Here is an 18,242-nt window from a genome sequence, read left to right as displayed (position 1 = left end):
CAGCATCAATCAGAGCAATAACAACAACACTTTTTTCATTAAAACATAAATTCCACTCCTTCAACTCATACTAAAAGGTGTGAAATGACTATAAGGAGAGATGAAAAATGGAACAGCATAATAACCAGCAAATGTCCTCAGTTCAGCAGGCGCTTCATGACTACAAAGCAGGTCTCGGGCATTTTACAGAGCAGATGCCTGATATTGCACGAAAATACAATGCCTTTACAGAAGCGTGCTTTGAAGCAGGGGAGCTGACCCAGAAGGAAAAGCAGTTGATTGCCCTTGGTATTGCTCTTTATTCGCAGGATGAATACTGCATTATTTATCATACAAAAGGGTGTCTTGATCAAGGTTGCTCACAGCAGGAAATTCTTGAGGCGGTAGCTGTCACCGGAGCCTTTGGCGGTGGCGGAGCGATGAGTCAGGCAGTGACTCTTGTGGAGCAGTGTATGACTGAGCTGGATATACAGCCCCATTAATTTTATGGAAAGCACCTGGAGGAATCGGGTGCTTTTCGGTGAAAAATGGGGTTATTTTAGAAGATCATGTGATCAGTGCTCACTGAATAGAATTTTCAGTCAATTTGGTCCTGGATCCATGCTCAGGGAAATTGGAGTAACTCAACCCACGTGGTAAAATGACACTATGTTAAAAAGATCACATAAAAACAAGTTTACATTATATCCATAAAAGGTACATGTATCTTGTCAGATCTTTTGACCAAAAAATTTGAAAGGGTTGATTTATTATCCATCAGATTCAATTGAATCACACAAGCGAGATGGAAAAAGGAATGCAGCAGTCACACGGAATGAGCTATGCGGAGTACAGTAACAATCTGGATAACCGCATGAAAGTGGAAAGAGCAAGAGATCTGGACCATCAGGCTAGCATAAAGCTGGTGTCTGATCATCAACGACAATTGCACACCTAGAGATAGGGTGATCATAAATATCCATGAACCTGCCTTGAAGATCAGTATGTCCCCGCATACTGGTCTTTTCTTAATGAAACGCTGAAAGGGCAATGAAAGGAAATACACTTGAGTTTAAGAGAGCTTTACAGTCCACGCCAATGCTTAACAACGCTAATAATTAAAAGGAGAATGAAGACATGGAGAAAAAACAAAGGACCACACGGGAGAAGAAAGTGTTCTGGTATTCGTTGATCACGATTTTTATTGCCGTTGTCATTGCAAATACGTTTTTTCAATATGAATACAGCTTATCTGCCATGCTCATGAGAGCCTTAATTATGGGGATGATCGGAGTCGCTATTTTTGGTTTCTGGAGCACCGTATTGAAGGATAAAGAAATGGACCAAGAATGATGTTCATTCTCAATTAGTCAGGATTTAGTGAGAATTAACCATCGAAAGTCCCCAGACTGTTTCTATAATGCGAAAACGTTGATATATCGAGCCTGGCAGAGTTTGAATGAACTTTCATATCCTCGGAATAATACATAGAGTTGGAAATGGGTTTGAAGAATGGTTACAAAATATGTTTGAATAGGTAACAGGGTGTCGTTTTCCCTTGAACTCACCTTTCATATGATATAATATTGTAATGAGAATAAAGTGAGAATGGGTAACGTGCATCATTCTTATTAAGCAAGCCAAATTGTTCGCGGCTTCTGTGCCGTGAAAAAAATAAATGGAGGTTAGAACAAATGACAGCACCAAATTTAAAAGTTGAAGATCTTCATGTTTCCATTGAAGAAAAAGAAATTCTTAAAGGCTTCGGAATCGAAGTGAACGGCGGCGAAATCCATGCCATCATGGGACCAAACGGTACTGGTAAATCAACGCTTGCATCTGCTTTAATGGGACATCCTAAATATGAAGTAACAAGCGGTAAAGCAACATTCAACGGCGAAGACCTGCTTGACATGGAAGTAGATGAGCGTGCTCGTGCCGGCTTGTTCCTTGCTATGCAATACCCTTCAGAAATCAGCGGCGTGACAAACGCAGACTTCATCCGTTCCGCTATTAATGCGAAACGTGAAGAAGGCGACGAAATCTCTCTAATGAAGTTCATCCGTAAAATGGATGACAAAATGAATACACTTGATATGGACCAGGCTTTTCAGCACCGTTACCTGAACGAAGGTTTCTCCGGCGGTGAGAAAAAGCGTAACGAAATTCTTCAGTTATTGATGCTTGAGCCTAAGATTGCGATCCTTGACGAGATTGACTCAGGTCTTGATATCGATGCCCTTAAAGTTGTAGCCGAAGGGATTAACGATATGCGCAATGAAGACTTTGGCTGCTTAATCATCACTCACTATCAGCGTCTTCTTAACTACATTACGCCTGACAAAGTACACGTAATGATGCAGGGACGCATTGTAAAATCCGGTGGCCCTGAGCTTGCTGAGCGCCTTGAAGCTGAAGGTTATGACTGGATTAAAGAAGAACTTGGTATCGAAGACGAGACAGTAGGCGAATAATAAGAGCGGTTTTTTAAGGAGGAGGAAACAAAATGTCAGTGGATACAAAGCTACCATTTGATCAGGAATACGTGACGAACTTCTCTAAAGACCGCCAAGAGCCGGAATGGCTGACTAACTTGCGTGTATCGTCTTTAGAGCGAGCAGAGGCAATCGACCTGCCAAAACCTGATAAAACAAACATTACGAAGTGGAATTTCTCATCATTTGAGCATGAGAAAGCAGCTTCTGCAGATACAAACTACGACGCCCTTTCTGAAAAGGTTAGAGAACTTGTAGGTAAAGAAGAAAATGCCAACACAATTCTCGTACAGGAAAACGGTGGAACGGTTTTTGCCCGTACCCAGGATGATCTTGAAAAGCAGGGTGTTATCTTTACCGATATCCACACTGCAGTTCAGGAGCACAGTGATCTTGTAGAGAAGTACTTCATGAGTGAAGCTGTAACAGCGGATGAAAACCGTCTGACTGCTCTTCACGCTGCTCTTCTTAACGGCGGAACATTCATTTATGTTCCGAAAAACGTAGAAGTAAAAGTCCCTCTTCAGGCGATTTACGTGCAAAAGGGGGCTGCAGGTCTCTTTAATCACGTACTGATCGTAGCTGAAGCCAACAGCTCTGTTACGTACATTGAAAACTACGCTTCCGAAAACTCTTCAGAAACAGTAGCAAACATCGTGGCAGAGGTTTATGCTGCGGACGGCGCTACAGTGAACTTCGGTGCTGTTGATAACTTCGGTGAAGAGGTAACAACGTACGTTAACCGCCGTGCCCAGGTAACCGGCCGTGACGCTAAAGTATACTGGTCCCTTGGACAAATGAACGATGGGAACACAGTTTCCGACAACACAACATTCCTCGTTGGTGAAGGTTCTTATGCAGATACGAAGACCGTTTCCATCGGCCGCGGAAAGCAGTCCCAGAACTTCACAACATTGATCAAGCACTATGGTAAAAATTCCGATGGTCAGATTCTTAAGCACGCAGTAATGAAAGATTCTGCAAGCTCGATCTTCAATGGAATTTCCAAGATCGAAAAAGGTGCGACGAAATCAAACGGAGAACAGACTGAGCGTGTTCTTATGCTTAGTGATAAAGCACGTGGTGACGCAAACCCGATCCTTCTTATCGATGAGGATGACGTAACAGCAGGCCACGCAGCTTCTGTAGGTAAGATCGATCCTCTGCAGATGTTCTATCTGATGAGCCGCGGAATTTCCCGTAAGGAAGCAGAGCGCTTAATCATCCACGGTTTCCTTGGACCGGTTGTTAATGAGATTCCAATTGAATCTGTAAAAGAACAGCTGATCGAGGTAATCGAAAGGAAAGTATACTAATGAACGTTTTAGACGTCCGTAAACAGTTCCCGATTCTCGACCAGGAAGTCAATGGTCAGCCACTCGTTTACCTTGACAGTGCCGCTACTTCACAAAAGCCTGTTCAGGTAATAGAAAAGCTTGATGACTACTACCGCCGTTATAATTCCAACGTACACCGCGGTGTACACACACTTGGAACGTTAGCGACGGACGGATACGAAGGAGCACGTGATAAAGTACGTAACTTTATCGGTGCTTCCTCAACTGAAGAGATTGTGTTCACACGGGGAACAACGACAGCGATTAACCTCGTTGCATCAAGTTACGGACGTGCCAACGTCGGTCCCGATGATGAAATTGTCATTACACCGATGGAGCACCACAGTAACATAATCCCGTGGCAGCAGCTTGCCAAGGCGACAGGGGCTACGCTTAAGTATCTTGAACTTAATGACGACGGTACCATAGCGATGGATAAGCTCGGGAACACGATTACCGACCGGACGAAAATCGTTGCGGTTATGCAGGTCTCAAACGTGCTTGGTGCGATTAATCCTGTTAAGAAAATTGCCCAGGCTGCCCACAAGCACGGCGCCGTTATGCTTGTGGACGGAGCCCAGAGCACGCCTCATATGAAAGTGGATGTGCAGGATCTTGACTGTGATTTCTTTGCATTTTCCGCTCATAAAATGTGCGGACCGACCGGAATCGGTGTTCTTTACGGAAAGAAAGCTCTTTTGGAGAACATGGAACCGGTGGAATTCGGCGGTGAAATGATCGACTTCGTCGGTCTTCAGGAGTCAACGTGGAAAGAGCTTCCCTGGAAGTTTGAAGGAGGCACACCGATTATTGCCGGAGCAATTGGCTTAGGTGCAGCGATCGACTTTCTGGAAGACATCGGACTTGAAAATATAGAGAAGCATGAACACGATCTCGCCCAGTATGCATTGGGCCGCCTTGAGGAGATGGACGGGGTGACGGTTTACGGACCGAAGCACCGTGCAGGACTTGTAACATTTAACTGTGATGATGTTCACCCTCACGATGTAGCCACTGTCCTTGACGCGGACGGCATTGCCGTCCGTGCCGGTCACCACTGCGCCCAGCCTCTTATGAAATGGCTTGATGTTACTGCAACGGCTCGTGCCAGCTTTTATTTATATAACACGAAAGACGATGTTGACGTGTTTATTAAAGGATTAACAAAAACAAAGGAGTACTTCGGAAATGTCTTTGGGTAATCAGCTAGATACGTTGTATCGACAAGTGATCATGGATCATTATAAAAACCCGAGAAACCGAGGCGAATTGGACGGAGATTCTCTTACCGTAAACATGAACAACCCGACTTGCGGTGACCGTATCCAGCTTCAGATGAAAGTGGAAGACGGTAAAATCTCCGATGCAAAATTCACCGGTGAAGGGTGCTCCATCAGTCTGTCTTCCGCATCAATGATGACGCAGGCAGTTAAAGGTCTTCCTGTCGAGGACGCCTTAAAGTTATCTGAAATCTTTTCTGACATCATGCTCGGTAAAGATGCAGATTACGGTGATTTCGACCTTGGTGACATTGAAGCACTGCAGGGGGTTGCCAAGTTCCCTGCGAGAATCAAGTGTGCAACACTCGCGTGGAAGGCGATGGAAAAAGGAATTAAAGAAGACGGTCAGGTGTGATCCGGCATCTCCCATTAAGCACAATAGGTGGAGAAGATACGCATTATCGTGTAAAATAGAGGGAACATCTCCTAAAGTCTAAAGAAAGCTTCCCTTTATGACTGAAGGAAACAGTGTCGGATGAAGGAAGCGCGGTTTGGTTTTACCAGAATCACAAGGGAGGTTTTTCACATGGCAAAGAAAATGCCAGAAATCAGTGAATATCAATACGGTTTTTCCGATAAGGACGTATCGATTTTTCGGTCTAAACGCGGACTGACAAAAGAAATCGTCGAGGAAATTTCCCGTATGAAAGAAGAGCCACAATGGATGCTCGATTTCCGTTTGAAATCACTGGAGCAGTTTTATAAAATGCCAATGCCTCAGTGGGGCGGCGACTTGAGCGAATTGAACTTCGATGAAATTACGTACTACGTAAAGCCGTCTGAGAAGTCTGAGCGCTCCTGGGATGAAGTACCGGAAGAAATCAAGAACACATTTGATAAACTCGGTATTCCTGAAGCAGAGCAAAAGTATCTTGCTGGGGTATCTGCCCAGTATGAATCTGAAGTTGTTTACCACAACATGAAAGAAGAGCTTACTGAGCAGGGAATCGTGTTTAAAGACACCGATACAGCGCTAAAAGAGAACGAAGATATTTTCCGTGAGCATTTCGGAAAAACGATTCCTCCATCTGATAACAAATTCGCGGCATTAAACTCTGCGGTATGGTCCGGTGGATCGTTCATCTATGTACCAAAAGGAATTAAAACGGATACACCGCTTCAGGCATACTTCCGTATTAACTCTGAAAACATGGGTCAGTTTGAGCGTACGCTTATCATTGCCGATGAAGACAGCTCTGTACACTATGTAGAAGGTTGTACAGCTCCTGTTTACACAACCAACTCTCTACACAGTGCGGTTGTTGAGATCATCGTTAAGAAAAACGCTTACTGCCGTTACACGACAATCCAGAACTGGGCGCCAAACGTCTTCAACCTCGTTACAAAACGTGCCGTTGCTGAAGAAGGTGCCAACATGGAATGGGTTGACGGTAACATTGGTTCCAAGCTGACGATGAAATACCCTGCAGTCGTGATGAAAGGCCGCGGTGCCCGTGGTAACATCCTTTCCATTGCTATCGCAGGTAAAGGTCAGCACCAGGATGCCGGTGCGAAAGTACACCATTTAGCACCTGACTGCTCATCTACGATCGTTTCCAAGTCCATCTCCAAGCAGGGTGGTAAGGTAACGTACCGTGGAATCTGTCACTTCGGACGAAAATCTGAAGGATCTAAATCCAAAATCGAGTGTGACACGCTTATCATGGATAACGAGTCCACTTCCGATACGATCCCATACAATGAAATCTTAAACAACGACATTACTTTGGAGCACGAAGCAACAGTTTCCAAAGTGTCTGAAGAGCAGTTGTTCTACTTGATGAGCCGTGGTGTTTCCGAGCAGGAAGCAACAGAAATGATCGTAATGGGCTTCATCGAGCCATTCACAAAAGAACTTCCAATGGAATATGCCGTAGAAATGAACCGCCTGATCAAGTTCGAGATGGAAGGTTCTATCGGGTAATCCGCTTGAATATAGAAAGAGCCTGGAGATTTTGGTCTCCAGGTTCTTTTTTAGCGGGAAATGGGTGGGGGATGCGGGGCAGGCAGGACTAACCTGTTTAAAGGGTGTGCTAACCTGTTTAAAGCGGCTGATAACGTGTTTAAACCGAGCAAGAACCTGTTTAAACCGAGCAAGAACCTGTTTAACCGCCACCTCCCTAGTAATAATAAGGATAAGCATACGCATAGTACGGATAACCGAAAGGCTGAGGATAATAATAGCTTGGACCCGCCAATGAGCTGCCTAATGCTCCTCCTAACAAACCGCCCAAGAATGGTGCGCCGAATCCGATTGCACCATAGCCGCCCCAGCCTGGCCGCGGCCGGCCGCCCCAGCCACCGCCACCCCATCCGCCCGGTCTAGGACGACGGGTATCATATCCTCCATGAATTATTCGTGTTTCTGAAGTATAAAAAGGTTGTTGCTCCAATATGTTCATTCTCCCCTCAATTTCATAACTCTCGTTTTCAAAGTGACGCAAACAGGGTATTCACACATCAGCATATGTACTAAAATAAAAATGCGTATAGTTAACAGCCTACTGAAAAGATAAAACACAAGAAGAGGCTGGGTAAAGAAAGAGGTGTATGGAATACATGATCAAAATAGGCCTTACCGGTTGGGGAGATCATGACTCTTTATATGGAGGTATAACAAAAAGCTCGGAAAAGCTCAGTGTCTATGCAGGTCACTTCCCAACTGTGGAAATTGATTCTACCTTTTACGCTGTCCAGCCACTAAGAAACATGGAGAAGTGGGCTTATGATACACCGGATTCGTTTTCGTTTGTTGTAAAGGCTTACCAGGGGATGACAGGTCACCAGCGTGGGGACGGCAATCCCTTTTCCACACGCGAGGAAATGTTCGATGCTTTTTTAACTTCTCTTGATCCTCTTCAAAAGAGCGGGAAATTAGCAATGGTACTTTGTCAGTTTCCACCGTGGTTTGAATGTAAAAAAGAGAATGTCCAGTACTTACGCTATTGTAAGGAATACTTAAATGACGTACCCTGCGCTCTTGAGTTTCGCCATCAATCCTGGTTTGCACCGGAATTCAAAGAACAAACTCTTTCTTTTATGGAAAAAGAAAAGTGGATTCACAGCATTTGTGATGAACCTCAGGCAGGGGCAAGGTCGATTCCTTTCGTTCTGGATACTGCAGGGAATGATGATGTTCTCTTTCGGTTTCATGGGCGTAATGTAGCAGGGTGGAATAAACCGGCCAATGGACAAGAGTGGCGGGACGTCCGCTATTTATATGAATACAACCAACAGGAACTGGAGGATCTCGCAGGTAAAGTTAAGAAAGCATATCAGTCTGCAAAGAATGTTTATGTTCTTTTTAATAACAATTCCGGCGGCCATGCGGCAGGAAATGCAAAGACAATGATTGATATACTTGGCCTTGATTACAAGGGCCTAGCACCTCGACAACTTGACCTTTTTGATTGATAATAGAAGGTATACATCAAGCGCTGCAGGCTGGCAGCAGAAAGTGAAGATATACGATTATGGAATGGATTCTTTTATTATTTTTAGGCTTGGTCGCTGCGATCCTGGGAAGTATTATGGGTCTTGGCGGAGGGATTATTATTGTCCCGGCTCTTATGGTTTTGAGCGGCTATACAACGATTCTGGAAGGGATTACTCCACAGGTGGCTGTCGGAACGTCTCTTCTTGTGATGATATTTACAGGACTTTCCTCCACACTTGCTTATGTAAAACAGAAAAAAGTAGATATTAAGAGCGGACTCATCTTTTTTATCGGAAGCGGACCGGGGGCACTTTTCGGTGTCTGGTTAAATAAAGATATCAATGTGAACATGTTCCTTATCTTTTTTGGGGTCTTTATTATCCTCGTATCGTTTATTCTAATGGTCAGAAAATATGTGAAGCCGATCCAGCTTGCGAAAAAGGGCGGCGTGCGCAGAACGTACCAAAATGATCTCGGTGATACGGTTGAATACGGGTATCATCCTGCGTTAGGCATTGCTATCGCCTTTGTTGTGGGGATGTGTTCCGGTCTCTTTGGAATTGGCGGAGGATCATTAATGGTTCCGGCCATGATCCTGCTATTTGCATTTCCGGCTCACATGGCTGTAGCTACTTCGATGTTCCTCGTCTTTTTATCTGCGATTGTAAGTTCCATTTCGCACATTTCATTAGGAAACGTAGATTGGCTGTATGCAGCAGCCTTAATTCCCGGTGCATGGGCAGGCGGTATGATCGGAGCTGCGATTAACCGTCGTCTGGCAAGTGATACGGTTGTCAATTTACTGCGTATTATGTTGGTTATTATCGGTATCCGCCTTATTTATCAAGGTATAACAGGGGCGTGACGCATAGGTGGTGAACATCTTGAAGAAAAAAACACTTAGGATTCTACATACAAATGACTTACACAGCCAGCTGAGTCAGTGGCCTGCTGTTGTTTCAAAAATCAATGAACTGAGAGATGAAGCTGAGGAGGAGGGTGAAGAAGTACTGCTTTTCGACATCGGTGATCATGCCGACCGGGTTCATCCGATAACGGAGGGGCTAGAAGGGAAAGGGAATGTGGAACTCCTCAACCGTCTCCGTTATGACGCAGTCACCATTGGCAATAATGAAGGAATGACTTTTTCAAAAAAACAGCTGGATGCTCTTTATGCCGATGCAGGATTTGATGTGCTCGTTGCAAACCTGAAAGATGCAAACGGGCAAAAGCCCGGATGGGCAAAATCCCATCGGATCTTTACAACAAAGCAGGGTGTCACGGTTGGTGTTTTCGGTGTGACGGTTGCCTACAAACTGTTCTACAGTGCTCTTGGATGGTCGATTGAAGATCCGTTTGAGGCAATTGAAGAAGAAGTCAATTTGCTGAAGGACCAGGTAGATGTGCTGGTTTGTCTTTCCCATCTGGGATTGCACGATGATGAGCGGATGGCAAAGCAGTATCCGGAGATTGACCTGATTCTCGGGTCCCACACCCACCACCTTCTTTTGGACGGAGAAAAAATTAATGAGACCTGGATTCATCAGTGCGGACGTTCCGGCTCTCACTTTGGGGACATTACGATCTCATTTGATGAAACGAGTCATTCGGTTTCCCTGGTAGATATCCACACAGTTGAAGTGGATCACGCACATGGAGGCAGAGATAAGGATACAGAAGATGCTCTTACTGAGCTTCAAAAGCGTGCAGATGATGTTTTAGGTGAAGTTGTTACGACACTGCCGGAAGACTGGGAACTGAGCTGGGAAAAGGAAACACCTCTGTCCAAGCTCCTTGTAACCGGGCTCAGACGCTGGTGCGAGGCGGATGTAGCGATGATGAATGCCGGGATTCTTCTTGAAGGACTGAAGAAGGGACCCGTCACAAAGGGGACCCTTCACAGTATTTGTCCACACCCGATTAATCCGGCGAAAGTGAAGCTCTCGGGTGAGAGACTCCTTGAGTTCATCCGGGAGGCCCATAAAGAGGAGAAGATTTATAAAAAAGTCAAAGGATTTGGTTTCCGCGGAAAGATTCTTGGTATGATGGTGTATGATGGGATTGACGTTTTGGAATCACCGGAGGGACCCCTGCAGCCGAAAGACATCCGTATCCTTGGAAAACCTCTTGACCGGTCAGCTAATTACAATGTAGCAACGGTAGATATGTTTACCTTCGGATACCTGTACCCTTCCATAAGCACAGTAAATGAGAAAACCTATTATATGCCGGAGTTCCTCAGGGACGTACTGGCATGGAGCCTTAGGAACATACACCTCGATTAAAGGCCCGGAGCCATTGAACAAGCACTTTTTTCTTTTTCACTCATAAGCTGTTACTAGCCTGTGACTTGTTTGAGTCAGAAGGAATAGCCGGAAGTGGAAGAGGTGAGTGACGTGATTGATGTGCAACCGATGTTTATAGATGGTAAGCCTTTTACTGCAATTACTGTGAAGTTACCGAAAACGAACTTCATGGCTGTTACTAATGACGTTGGCTACATTATGTGCGGTGCTTTGGACGTGGCACTGTTGAACGAAAAGCTTGCAGCACGAAAGATTGTAGCGGGAAGAGCAGTAGGTGTAAGAACGATCGATGACCTGCTGAACGCGCCCCTTGAATCTGTTACTTATGAAGCGGAGTATCTAGGCATTCATGCAGGCATGTCAGGAAAAGAGGCATTGCTTCGCATGGTGGAGAAAGTATAATAAAGGATTAATGTGAATCCTTTTCTTTTAGTAACCGAAGGATGTTGAAGGTGTCCCTCCAGGTTGTCTTATCGTTTGGGACACCTTTTAAAGCAAGGGCTAAGCCGCTGGAAAGCCGGTATGTAAAGGTTTCGTTTGCCGGGATAGCAGCGGATAAAGCTATTGCTGACCTATTGAGACATCATAAATCAGAGCGTATTTCTCAGCAAAGGCAGGTCAATTATGCGTCTACGATCAGTTTACTCTATAAAACAAAATGATCGTCTTGCAAAGGCGATTTACAATGAAAATGGACAAGTCCTCGTGCAGGCAGGCATACCACTGTCCAATGCCATGATCAGCCGGTTAAAGGCAAAGGGGATTACGTTTGCCTACGTTGATGATGACGTTACAAGTGATATATACTTTGAAGAAGTCATTACCGAGCAGACGAGGCATTCGTCCATTAATACGATTAAGAAATCCTTTCAGGCCGTTACAGCTCCTGAAGTTTTGAAAAAATCTTTTGAGGTCGACAAAGTCAGCCGTTCGTTTGGCGGCATTGTCTCAAACATTCTGCATGATGTGAGGAAGCATAAAGAAGCGATTTCCCTTTTATCGAGTGCGTATTGCTATGATTCCTATATTTTTCACCATTCATTGAATGTCACTGTCTATGCTCTTGCCCTGGGGGAACGACTCGGGCTTAATGAGGGTCAGCTTAAGGATCTCGGACTTGGCTCTCTACTCCACGATATCGGGAAGATGGCCGTACCTACCGAAGTGTTACATAAAAAGAATGCCCTCACGGATGAAGAGTTTGCGGTCATCAAAGAGCATACAACAGCAGGCTATGAAATGCTGAGAAAAACCCATACAATTCCTTTGTTATCAGCCCACTGTGCATACCAGCATCACGAGCGCCTGAATGGTTCGGGATATCCGCGGGGAATCGGTGGAGATGAGATTCATCTTTACGGAAAAATCATCGGAATCGCCGACGTATTTGATGCCGTTACCTCTAACCGTATATACAGAAAAGCGAGGCTTCCACACGAAGGTCTTGAGCTTCTTTATGCGGGAGCGGACAACCTGTTTGATAAAAAAATGGTTGAGGTTTTTGCAAAAACTGTGGCTATCTACCCGGTCGGTCTTGAAGTGATGTTGAATGACGGCAGGCAAGGTGTTGTATCCAAGCAGAATAAAAACATGAATGCCAGGCCGGTCATCCGAATTTTACAAGAGGCAGGAAGGGTTATTTCCCCTTATGAGGTGGATCTGACGAAAGAATTAAACATTACAATTGTGAAGTGTGAAGCCAGGCTTTCTAAAGAAGAAGCATCGTAGAATGTACTGAAAAAGTTCGGTCTTTAACTTTTCCAGTGCATTCTGAGCAATGTGCGGAACGGTTGCATTTTTAAAAGCCTGTTATGAATGGGTTTCTCGTAACAGGCGCGCAACCGAGTGGAGCCATTGCCACTGAAATAATAGGCACTGAAAAAGTTGGTTTGTACTTTTTCAGGGGCCTCAATTAAGAATAGGAGGCTGCGGATATGAAACAATATCTTGACTTATGTGAACATGTGCTGGAAAACGGCACAAAGAAAGATGACCGTACAGGAACGGGAACAGTGAGCACGTTCGGATACCAGATGCGTTTTAATCTCGCTGAAGGGTTCCCGCTTCTTACTACGAAGAAACTTTCATTGAGGGCAATCATTCATGAACTGCTCTGGTTTATTAAAGGTGACACAAACATCGCCTATCTTAAAGAAAATAATGTACGGATCTGGAATGAATGGGCTGATGAAAATGGCGACCTTGGCCCGGTTTACGGAAAACAGTGGCGCAGCTGGCCGACACCTGAAGGGGAGTCGATTGACCAGTTGAGAAACGTCATCGAAGAAATTAAGAAGAACCCTGATTCAAGACGGCTTGTTGTCAACGCGTGGAATGTAGGTGATCTGGATAAAATGGCCTTGAGCCCATGCCACTGCCTGTTTCAGTTCTATGTAGCGGACGGTAAACTGTCCTGTCAGCTGTACCAGCGAAGTGCGGACCTGTTTCTCGGGGTGCCTTTCAACATTGCATCTTACGCCCTCCTTACAATGATGATTGCTCAGGAATGCGGCCTGGAGTATGGGGAGTTTGTTCATACCTTCGGAGATGTACACATATACAGCAATCATATCGAGCAGGTGAAATTGCAGATGAGCCGTGAACCGAGAAGCCTTCCGAAGATGAAACTGAACCCGGACATTACGAAGATCGAGGACTTTACGTTTGATGACTTTGAATTAGTGGAATACGACCCTCACCCACACATTAAAGGAGAGGTGAGTGTATGATTTCATTGATTGCTGCGATGGACGAGAACAATGTGATCGGTCATGAGAATAAACTGCCCTGGAGTCTTCCAAACGATCTGGCTCACTTTAAAAGAATTACATCGGGTCACACCGTCGTTATGGGCAGAAACACGTTTGTTTCCATCGGAAGACCGCTGCCGGACCGACGAAACATCGTCGTTACAAGCAACCCTGACTTTTACCATGACGGGATTGAAGTGGTGGACAGCCTCGCTGTTGTTGACGACCTGGCTCAAAAAGAAGAGGTCATGGTCCTGGGCGGTCAGAAGGTATTCGAACAGCTCATGGATAAAGCGGACCGTCTTTATGTGACGCGCATTCACCATACGTTCCAAGGCGATACGTATTTCCCGCCATTTTCAGAACAGAACTGGGATATCACTGAGAAGCTTGAAGGAAAAATGGACAGTGAGAACAAATACGCCCATACATTTTTCGTTTATGACCGGAAGAGATAATAGTATCCCCCCCCCGTCCATTTGTGTGACGGGGGGATTTTTGTGTCGGAGGGCGGCAGGGAGGGAATGTCGTTTCCGGGCATCCTCTTTCGATCGCTGGAAGTTCTGCATAAATACTGCTGAAGTCTGTCTATATCCGGCGGAAGCTCTGTATAAAAGTGGACATGTATAAATGAGGGGAAGTTCTTCATAAAAATGCAAAAGGTATTTAAATGGAGAGCGGATTAGTGGAGGCGGTTTTGCTGTGCGGAAGAAAGCGGTGTGTGTCGAATGGCCGATATATTTCTGTTAGAGGTCGATAAATCAGAATTAGTGGCCGATACACCTATAAAAAAACCAGCAGCCTTGAAAAGAGAATCCGATTCTCCTCAGGTCCGGTTTTCTTAAATGTCGAAATATGATGAATTCTCTTTAAATGTACATAAGTTCTCCATAAAACTCCGGAAAGTCTGCATAAACCGTGAAAAGTTCTCCATAAATCATCCCGAACCTAAATCACTCCTCCTCCTATTCCTATAAAGCTGTCCAGCTGCCAAACAAAGAAATGTCATGAAGTGGTTTGACGAAATTGGCTTTAAATTAAATTGATTGCGCATACATTCCCTTTTACTATAAAAGTATAAGAAAACGAAATCCTTAATCAAAGAGGAGGAATCATAAATGGCTGAAGAAAAGAAAAAAAGTTCAGTTAAGGCCAGAGTACAGAAGTTTGGCAGTTTCCTTAGCGGAATGATCATGCCAAACATCGGGGCATTTATTGCATGGGGATTAATCACAGCTTTGTTTATTCCGACAGGGTGGCTGCCAAATGAGACGTTTGAGCAGCTTGTAGGACCGATGATTACTTACCTGCTGCCATTATTGATCGCGTATACAGGTGGTAAGATCATTTATGATGTTCGTGGTGGTGTGGTCGGTGCCATTGCTACAATGGGGGTTATCATAGGCGCGGACATTCCAATGTTCCTGGGCGCTATGATCATGGGACCACTTGCAGGTTTTATTATTAAGAAAATTGACAATGTGTTCTTACCAAAAGTAAGACAAGGCTTTGAAATGCTTTACAATAACTTCTCGGCAGGGATACTCGGTGCGCTTCTTGCCATGCTCGGAGTCATCGGGATCGGACCGGTCATTGTAGCCTTTACAACGGTTCTGGCAGGCGGAGTACAAGTGATTGTCAATGCTGGACTGCTGCCTTTGGTCAGTATCTTTATTGAGCCGGGGAAGGTACTTTTCTTAAATAATGCTATTAACCACGGCATTTTATCTCCTCTTGGAGCCGAGCAGGCGCTTCAGGAAGGAAAGTCAATCTTATTCATGCTTGAAACCAACCCGGGACCGGGACTGGGTATACTGTTAGCTTATATGGTATTCGGTAAAGGAATGGCAAGACAGTCAGCTTCAGGAGCGAGTGTCATTCACTTCTTCGGGGGCATTCACGAAATTTACTTCCCTTATATCTTAATGAAACCATTGCTGATTCTGGCGGCAATCGGCGGGGGAATGAGCGGTATTTTCGTCTTCACACTCTTTAATGCAGGTCTTTCATCTTCACCTTCACCAGGAAGTATCATTGCTTATACGCTGTTAACACCTCAAGGTAATTTCCTTGGTGTTTATGCAGGGGTTATTGTGGCAACGGTCGTTTCATTCCTGATTGCTTCTGTGATCCTGAAGCGCGGGGCACCTGACGATGAAGGAGATCTTCAAGGTGCTGCGGCGAAAATGCAGGATATGAAAGGGAAGAAAAGCGCTGCTGTTGGAAGTCAGGCAGACAGTGAGAAAGAAGAAAAAGAAACTGTAGAACATTCGAAAGCAGATGCTGAGGTAAATAAAGTCGTATTTGCCTGTGATGCGGGCATGGGTTCCAGTGCCATGGGAGCATCCATTCTGAGAAATAAATTCAAGAAAGAGTCAATTGATATTGAGGTTACAAACACTTCAATCAGTAATCTGCCGGCTGATGCGGATATTGTCATTACTCATAAAGATCTGACTGAGCGGGCAAAGGACAAATTGCCGGATGCGGACCACATTTCCGTTGACAACTTTCTCGGCTCACCGAAATACGACGAGCTGGTAAAGCGGTTAAAATAATGTGAAAAAGAACTGCGGGAGACGATAACATGTATATCTCTGCTCGTGAACGAAAAATCATTGAACAATTGCTGAGGGCCAAACAGGACATTACCATTAAGGAAATTGCGAAATCCATTCAGGTCAGCGACCGGACCGTCCACCGCGACTTGAAGGGCGTAGAGGATATCTTAGATTCCTTTGGTGTGACTCTGGTTAAGCAATCCGGCAGGGGGCTTGAGCTTCAAGCTTCTCAGCCCCGGCTGGATGAGTTACACGAGTATATCTCCCAGCTGAACCATGAAGAGTATACACCTGAAGAACGGAAAGTACTGCTGATCAGCAAACTTCTTCATTTACGTGAACCTGTAAAACTGTTTACTCTTGCAACCGAATTGAATGTCACCGCTGCCACGATCAGTACTGATCTGTCGAGAGCTGATGACTGGCTTGGGGACTTTCAGCTGAGTGTTGTAAGAAAAAGAGGATCAGGAATTGACTTGTCCGGTACAGAAACGAATAAGCGAAGGGCTATGAGCCGGCTTTTGGTAGAGTTTGTGAATGAAGAAGACTTCTATTCCTTAATACACCGTCAGCCTGATGAAGAGGGCAGCATGAATACAGTTTCAGCCCGCCTTCTGCATCTGGTGGATAAGGACATGCTCTCGGCTGTGGAAGAAGCCGTCCAGGATGTAAGGGGAGACCTTCCATATGAGATTGCCGACTCTGCTTATATCGGATTAGTCATCCACCTTACTTTATCCATCGAACGAATTAAGCTGGGTGAAGAAATCACCATGAAGCAGGGCGGACTGGAAGAGATGATGGAGACGGCAGAATGGAAGCTTGCTGGAGAGCTTGCCCGGCGCCTGGAAGGGAAACTCGCTATTCAGATCCCGCAAGCTGAAACCGGCTATATTACCATGCACCTCAGGGGAGCGAAGCTCAGTGCTGAACAGTATGTGCAGCTCGATCAGGCGAACATGGACACTGTCCTTTATGCTAAGAAACTCATTCGTTATGTTGATAAAAAAATAGCAGGGGACCTTGAAAAAGATTCTTCCCTTCTTCAGGGGCTTGTTACACACCTGTATCCTGCTCTCTACCGAATCAAGGAAGGGATGAAGATTCATAACCCTATGACCGGACAAATTAAAGAAGAATACCCAGTACTTTTTCAAACACTTGAAGAAGGTGTAAAGGCCGTTTTTCCCGGTCTTGATATTCCCGATGAAGAAGTGGCCTATCTAGTGATGCATTTTGGATCGGTGATGAATCAGAGGCGGCGTAATACAGGTTATACGGCACTTGTGATTTGTTCGAGCGGCGTCGGGTCTGCAAAAATGCTTGCCTCGAGAATTCAAAAGGAAATTTCGTTAATCGATCGTGTGCAGACCATTTCTGTTCAGGAAATGATGGATATGAACCTTGATGACTATGATCTGGTTCTTTCTACGATTAAATTGACCAGCGTGAACCGGGATTATTTTGTTGTGAGTCCGTTTTTGCCCCAAAGTGAAAGCGTGGCTATTCATCAACACCTTCAGCAGTTAAAACCGAAAGCGAAGGAAACAAAACAAGAATCCAATGCCGGTTTACACATTGATCATTTTGAAGGCTATTCAAAATCGGTAAATGCCATCGTCAGTCTGCTCAATCAGTTTGAAGTGTACCGTTTTGACTCAGCTGACATCCCGGGGCTTTTGGACAGCCTCTGCACGGAAATGGAAAAGGAAAAGAAGATTGAGTCTGCCGAGGAGGTGTCCAAGGCACTGATTGAGCGGGAAAAGCTGGGGGGACTTGGCATACCCAATACGGGAATGGCTCTTTTCCACGCCCGGACCCAGGCGGTAAAACAGCCTGTTTTTACAATCGCACGGATCAGCGGAGCTCTTATGACAAAGGGGATGGACGGCGGGGAACAGGAAATAACAACGGTTCTATGTATGGTCACAGGAGAAGATTCGAGCCAAGAAGAGCTGCAGGTTCTAAGTTCGATCAGCGCTGCGATTGTGCATGATGAGAAAAGTCTTCATGTATTCGAATACGGGGAAAAAGACGATGTTCTTCATCAATTATCAAAAGTATTTAACGATTATTTAAAATCTTTATGAGGAGTGTT

At 45.1% G+C, this 18,242-nt stretch carries 18 protein-coding genes; 17 read left to right on the top strand and 1 reads right to left on the bottom strand.

Annotated features, from left to right (window positions below):
- Positions 1-107: 107 nt before the first annotated feature.
- The 8 genes from EBO34_RS11925 to sufB all read left to right on the top strand — a co-directional run bounded on the left by EBO34_RS11925 (position 108) and on the right by sufB (position 7,015).
- Positions 108-482, top strand: coding sequence for a carboxymuconolactone decarboxylase family protein (locus tag EBO34_RS11925; protein ID WP_122898826.1), 375 nt, complete (start codon positions 108-110; stop codon positions 480-482).
- 302 nt (positions 483-784) lie between these two features.
- The gene (locus tag EBO34_RS21265; protein WP_488154028.1) at positions 785-937 is read left to right on the top strand and encodes a YuzK family famiily protein; all 153 of its coding nucleotides are present in this window, start codon (positions 785-787) and stop codon (positions 935-937) included.
- Between the two features lie 179 nt (positions 938-1,116).
- Complete coding sequence (locus EBO34_RS11920; RefSeq protein WP_122898824.1) at positions 1,117-1,332, top strand: hypothetical protein; 216 nt, start codon at positions 1,117-1,119, stop codon at positions 1,330-1,332.
- Positions 1,333-1,673: 341 nt separating this feature from the next.
- Positions 1,674-2,453 carry a Fe-S cluster assembly ATPase SufC gene (gene sufC / locus EBO34_RS11915; RefSeq protein ID WP_122898822.1) on the top strand — a complete coding sequence of 260 codons (780 nt, stop codon included), beginning with the start codon at positions 1,674-1,676 and terminating at the stop codon, positions 2,451-2,453.
- A gap of 32 nt (positions 2,454-2,485) precedes the next feature.
- Entirely contained in the window at positions 2,486-3,790 is a 1,305-nt protein-coding gene (sufD, locus tag EBO34_RS11910; RefSeq protein ID WP_122898820.1) for a Fe-S cluster assembly protein SufD, read from the top strand.
- Positions 3,790-5,013 carry a cysteine desulfurase gene (locus tag EBO34_RS11905; protein ID WP_122898818.1) on the top strand — a complete coding sequence of 408 codons (1,224 nt, stop codon included), beginning with the start codon at positions 3,790-3,792 and terminating at the stop codon, positions 5,011-5,013. The genes sufD and EBO34_RS11905 overlap by 1 nt, the downstream gene beginning before the upstream one ends.
- Positions 5,000-5,446 carry a Fe-S cluster assembly sulfur transfer protein SufU gene (gene sufU / locus EBO34_RS11900; protein WP_122898816.1) on the top strand — a complete coding sequence of 149 codons (447 nt, stop codon included), beginning with the start codon at positions 5,000-5,002 and terminating at the stop codon, positions 5,444-5,446. The genes EBO34_RS11905 and sufU overlap by 14 nt, the downstream gene beginning before the upstream one ends.
- Positions 5,447-5,617: 171 nt before the next feature.
- On the top strand, positions 5,618-7,015 hold the full coding sequence (gene sufB, locus EBO34_RS11895; protein WP_122898814.1) for a Fe-S cluster assembly protein SufB: 1,398 nt from the start codon (positions 5,618-5,620) through the stop codon (positions 7,013-7,015).
- Positions 7,016-7,211: 196 nt separating this feature from the next.
- On the opposite strand, the gene EBO34_RS21260 is transcribed toward sufB, so the two are convergent.
- Positions 7,212-7,493 carry a hypothetical protein gene (locus EBO34_RS21260; protein ID WP_488154027.1) on the bottom strand — a complete coding sequence of 94 codons (282 nt, stop codon included), beginning with the start codon at positions 7,491-7,493 and terminating at the stop codon, positions 7,212-7,214.
- A 157-nt stretch (positions 7,494-7,650) separates the two neighbouring features.
- Between EBO34_RS21260 and EBO34_RS11885 the strand changes: the two genes are divergently transcribed.
- The 9 genes from EBO34_RS11885 to EBO34_RS11845 all read left to right on the top strand — a co-directional run bounded on the left by EBO34_RS11885 (position 7,651) and on the right by EBO34_RS11845 (position 18,234).
- Positions 7,651-8,505, top strand: coding sequence for a DUF72 domain-containing protein (locus tag EBO34_RS11885; RefSeq protein ID WP_122898811.1), 855 nt, complete (start codon positions 7,651-7,653; stop codon positions 8,503-8,505).
- A gap of 59 nt (positions 8,506-8,564) precedes the next feature.
- Entirely contained in the window at positions 8,565-9,392 is an 828-nt protein-coding gene (locus EBO34_RS11880) for a sulfite exporter TauE/SafE family protein (protein ID WP_122898809.1), read from the top strand.
- 19 nt (positions 9,393-9,411) lie between these two features.
- A complete protein-coding gene (locus EBO34_RS11875; RefSeq protein ID WP_122898807.1) occupies positions 9,412-10,812 on the top strand; it encodes a bifunctional metallophosphatase/5'-nucleotidase in 1,401 nt (466 codons plus the stop codon).
- A 129-nt stretch (positions 10,813-10,941) separates the two neighbouring features.
- Positions 10,942-11,235, top strand: a complete 294-nt coding sequence (locus tag EBO34_RS11870; RefSeq protein WP_429699519.1) for a YunC family protein — start codon at positions 10,942-10,944, stop codon at positions 11,233-11,235.
- A 222-nt stretch (positions 11,236-11,457) separates the two neighbouring features.
- Positions 11,458-12,561: an HD-GYP domain-containing protein gene (locus EBO34_RS11865; RefSeq protein WP_122898805.1), complete on the top strand. Its 1,104-nt coding sequence runs from the start codon at positions 11,458-11,460 to the stop codon at positions 12,559-12,561.
- A gap of 206 nt (positions 12,562-12,767) precedes the next feature.
- A complete protein-coding gene (locus tag EBO34_RS11860; protein WP_122898803.1) occupies positions 12,768-13,562 on the top strand; it encodes a thymidylate synthase in 795 nt (264 codons plus the stop codon).
- A complete protein-coding gene (locus EBO34_RS11855; protein ID WP_122898800.1) occupies positions 13,559-14,041 on the top strand; it encodes a dihydrofolate reductase in 483 nt (160 codons plus the stop codon). Before EBO34_RS11860 ends, EBO34_RS11855 begins: the two co-directional genes overlap by 4 nt.
- Before the next feature lie 660 nt (positions 14,042-14,701).
- Complete coding sequence (locus EBO34_RS11850) at positions 14,702-16,141, top strand: PTS mannitol transporter subunit IIBC (protein ID WP_122898798.1); 1,440 nt, start codon at positions 14,702-14,704, stop codon at positions 16,139-16,141.
- Between the two features lie 29 nt (positions 16,142-16,170).
- Positions 16,171-18,234, top strand: coding sequence for a BglG family transcription antiterminator (locus tag EBO34_RS11845; protein ID WP_122898796.1), 2,064 nt, complete (start codon positions 16,171-16,173; stop codon positions 18,232-18,234).
- Positions 18,235-18,242: the final 8 nt, after the last annotated feature.

Source organism: Alteribacter keqinensis (assembly GCF_003710255.1).
Lineage (GTDB): Bacteria > Bacillota > Bacilli > Bacillales > Salisediminibacteriaceae > Alteribacter > Alteribacter keqinensis.
The sequence above is the reverse complement of the archived record's forward strand: the minus strand, read 5'-3'. Positions and strand labels throughout refer to the sequence as shown.

Bases quoted from the DNA above. Each gene is read 5' to 3' on its own strand.
- EBO34_RS11925 (WP_122898826.1), top strand. From the start codon at position 108: ATGGAACAGCATAATAACCAGCAAATGTCCTCAGTTCAGCAGGCGCTT.
- sufB (WP_122898814.1), top strand. From the start codon at position 5,618: ATGGCAAAGAAAATGCCAGAAATCAGTGAATATCAATACGGTTTTTCC.
- EBO34_RS11855 (WP_122898800.1), top strand. From the start codon at position 13,559: ATGATTTCATTGATTGCTGCGATGGACGAGAACAATGTGATCGGTCAT.
- EBO34_RS11905 (WP_122898818.1), top strand. From the start codon at position 3,790: ATGAACGTTTTAGACGTCCGTAAACAGTTCCCGATTCTCGACCAGGAA.
- EBO34_RS11870 (WP_429699519.1), top strand. From the start codon at position 10,942: ATGTTTATAGATGGTAAGCCTTTTACTGCAATTACTGTGAAGTTACCG.
- EBO34_RS21260 (WP_488154027.1), bottom strand. From the start codon at position 7,493: ATGAACATATTGGAGCAACAACCTTTTTATACTTCAGAAACACGAATA.
- EBO34_RS11850 (WP_122898798.1), top strand. From the start codon at position 14,702: ATGGCTGAAGAAAAGAAAAAAAGTTCAGTTAAGGCCAGAGTACAGAAG.
- sufC (WP_122898822.1), top strand. From the start codon at position 1,674: ATGACAGCACCAAATTTAAAAGTTGAAGATCTTCATGTTTCCATTGAA.
- EBO34_RS11845 (WP_122898796.1), top strand. From the start codon at position 16,171: ATGTATATCTCTGCTCGTGAACGAAAAATCATTGAACAATTGCTGAGG.
- EBO34_RS21265 (WP_488154028.1), top strand. From the start codon at position 785: ATGGAAAAAGGAATGCAGCAGTCACACGGAATGAGCTATGCGGAGTAC.
- EBO34_RS11920 (WP_122898824.1), top strand. From the start codon at position 1,117: ATGGAGAAAAAACAAAGGACCACACGGGAGAAGAAAGTGTTCTGGTAT.
- EBO34_RS11860 (WP_122898803.1), top strand. From the start codon at position 12,768: ATGAAACAATATCTTGACTTATGTGAACATGTGCTGGAAAACGGCACA.
- EBO34_RS11885 (WP_122898811.1), top strand. From the start codon at position 7,651: ATGATCAAAATAGGCCTTACCGGTTGGGGAGATCATGACTCTTTATAT.
- EBO34_RS11865 (WP_122898805.1), top strand. From the start codon at position 11,458: ATGCGTCTACGATCAGTTTACTCTATAAAACAAAATGATCGTCTTGCA.
- sufD (WP_122898820.1), top strand. From the start codon at position 2,486: ATGTCAGTGGATACAAAGCTACCATTTGATCAGGAATACGTGACGAAC.
- sufU (WP_122898816.1), top strand. From the start codon at position 5,000: ATGTCTTTGGGTAATCAGCTAGATACGTTGTATCGACAAGTGATCATG.
- EBO34_RS11880 (WP_122898809.1), top strand. From the start codon at position 8,565: ATGGAATGGATTCTTTTATTATTTTTAGGCTTGGTCGCTGCGATCCTG.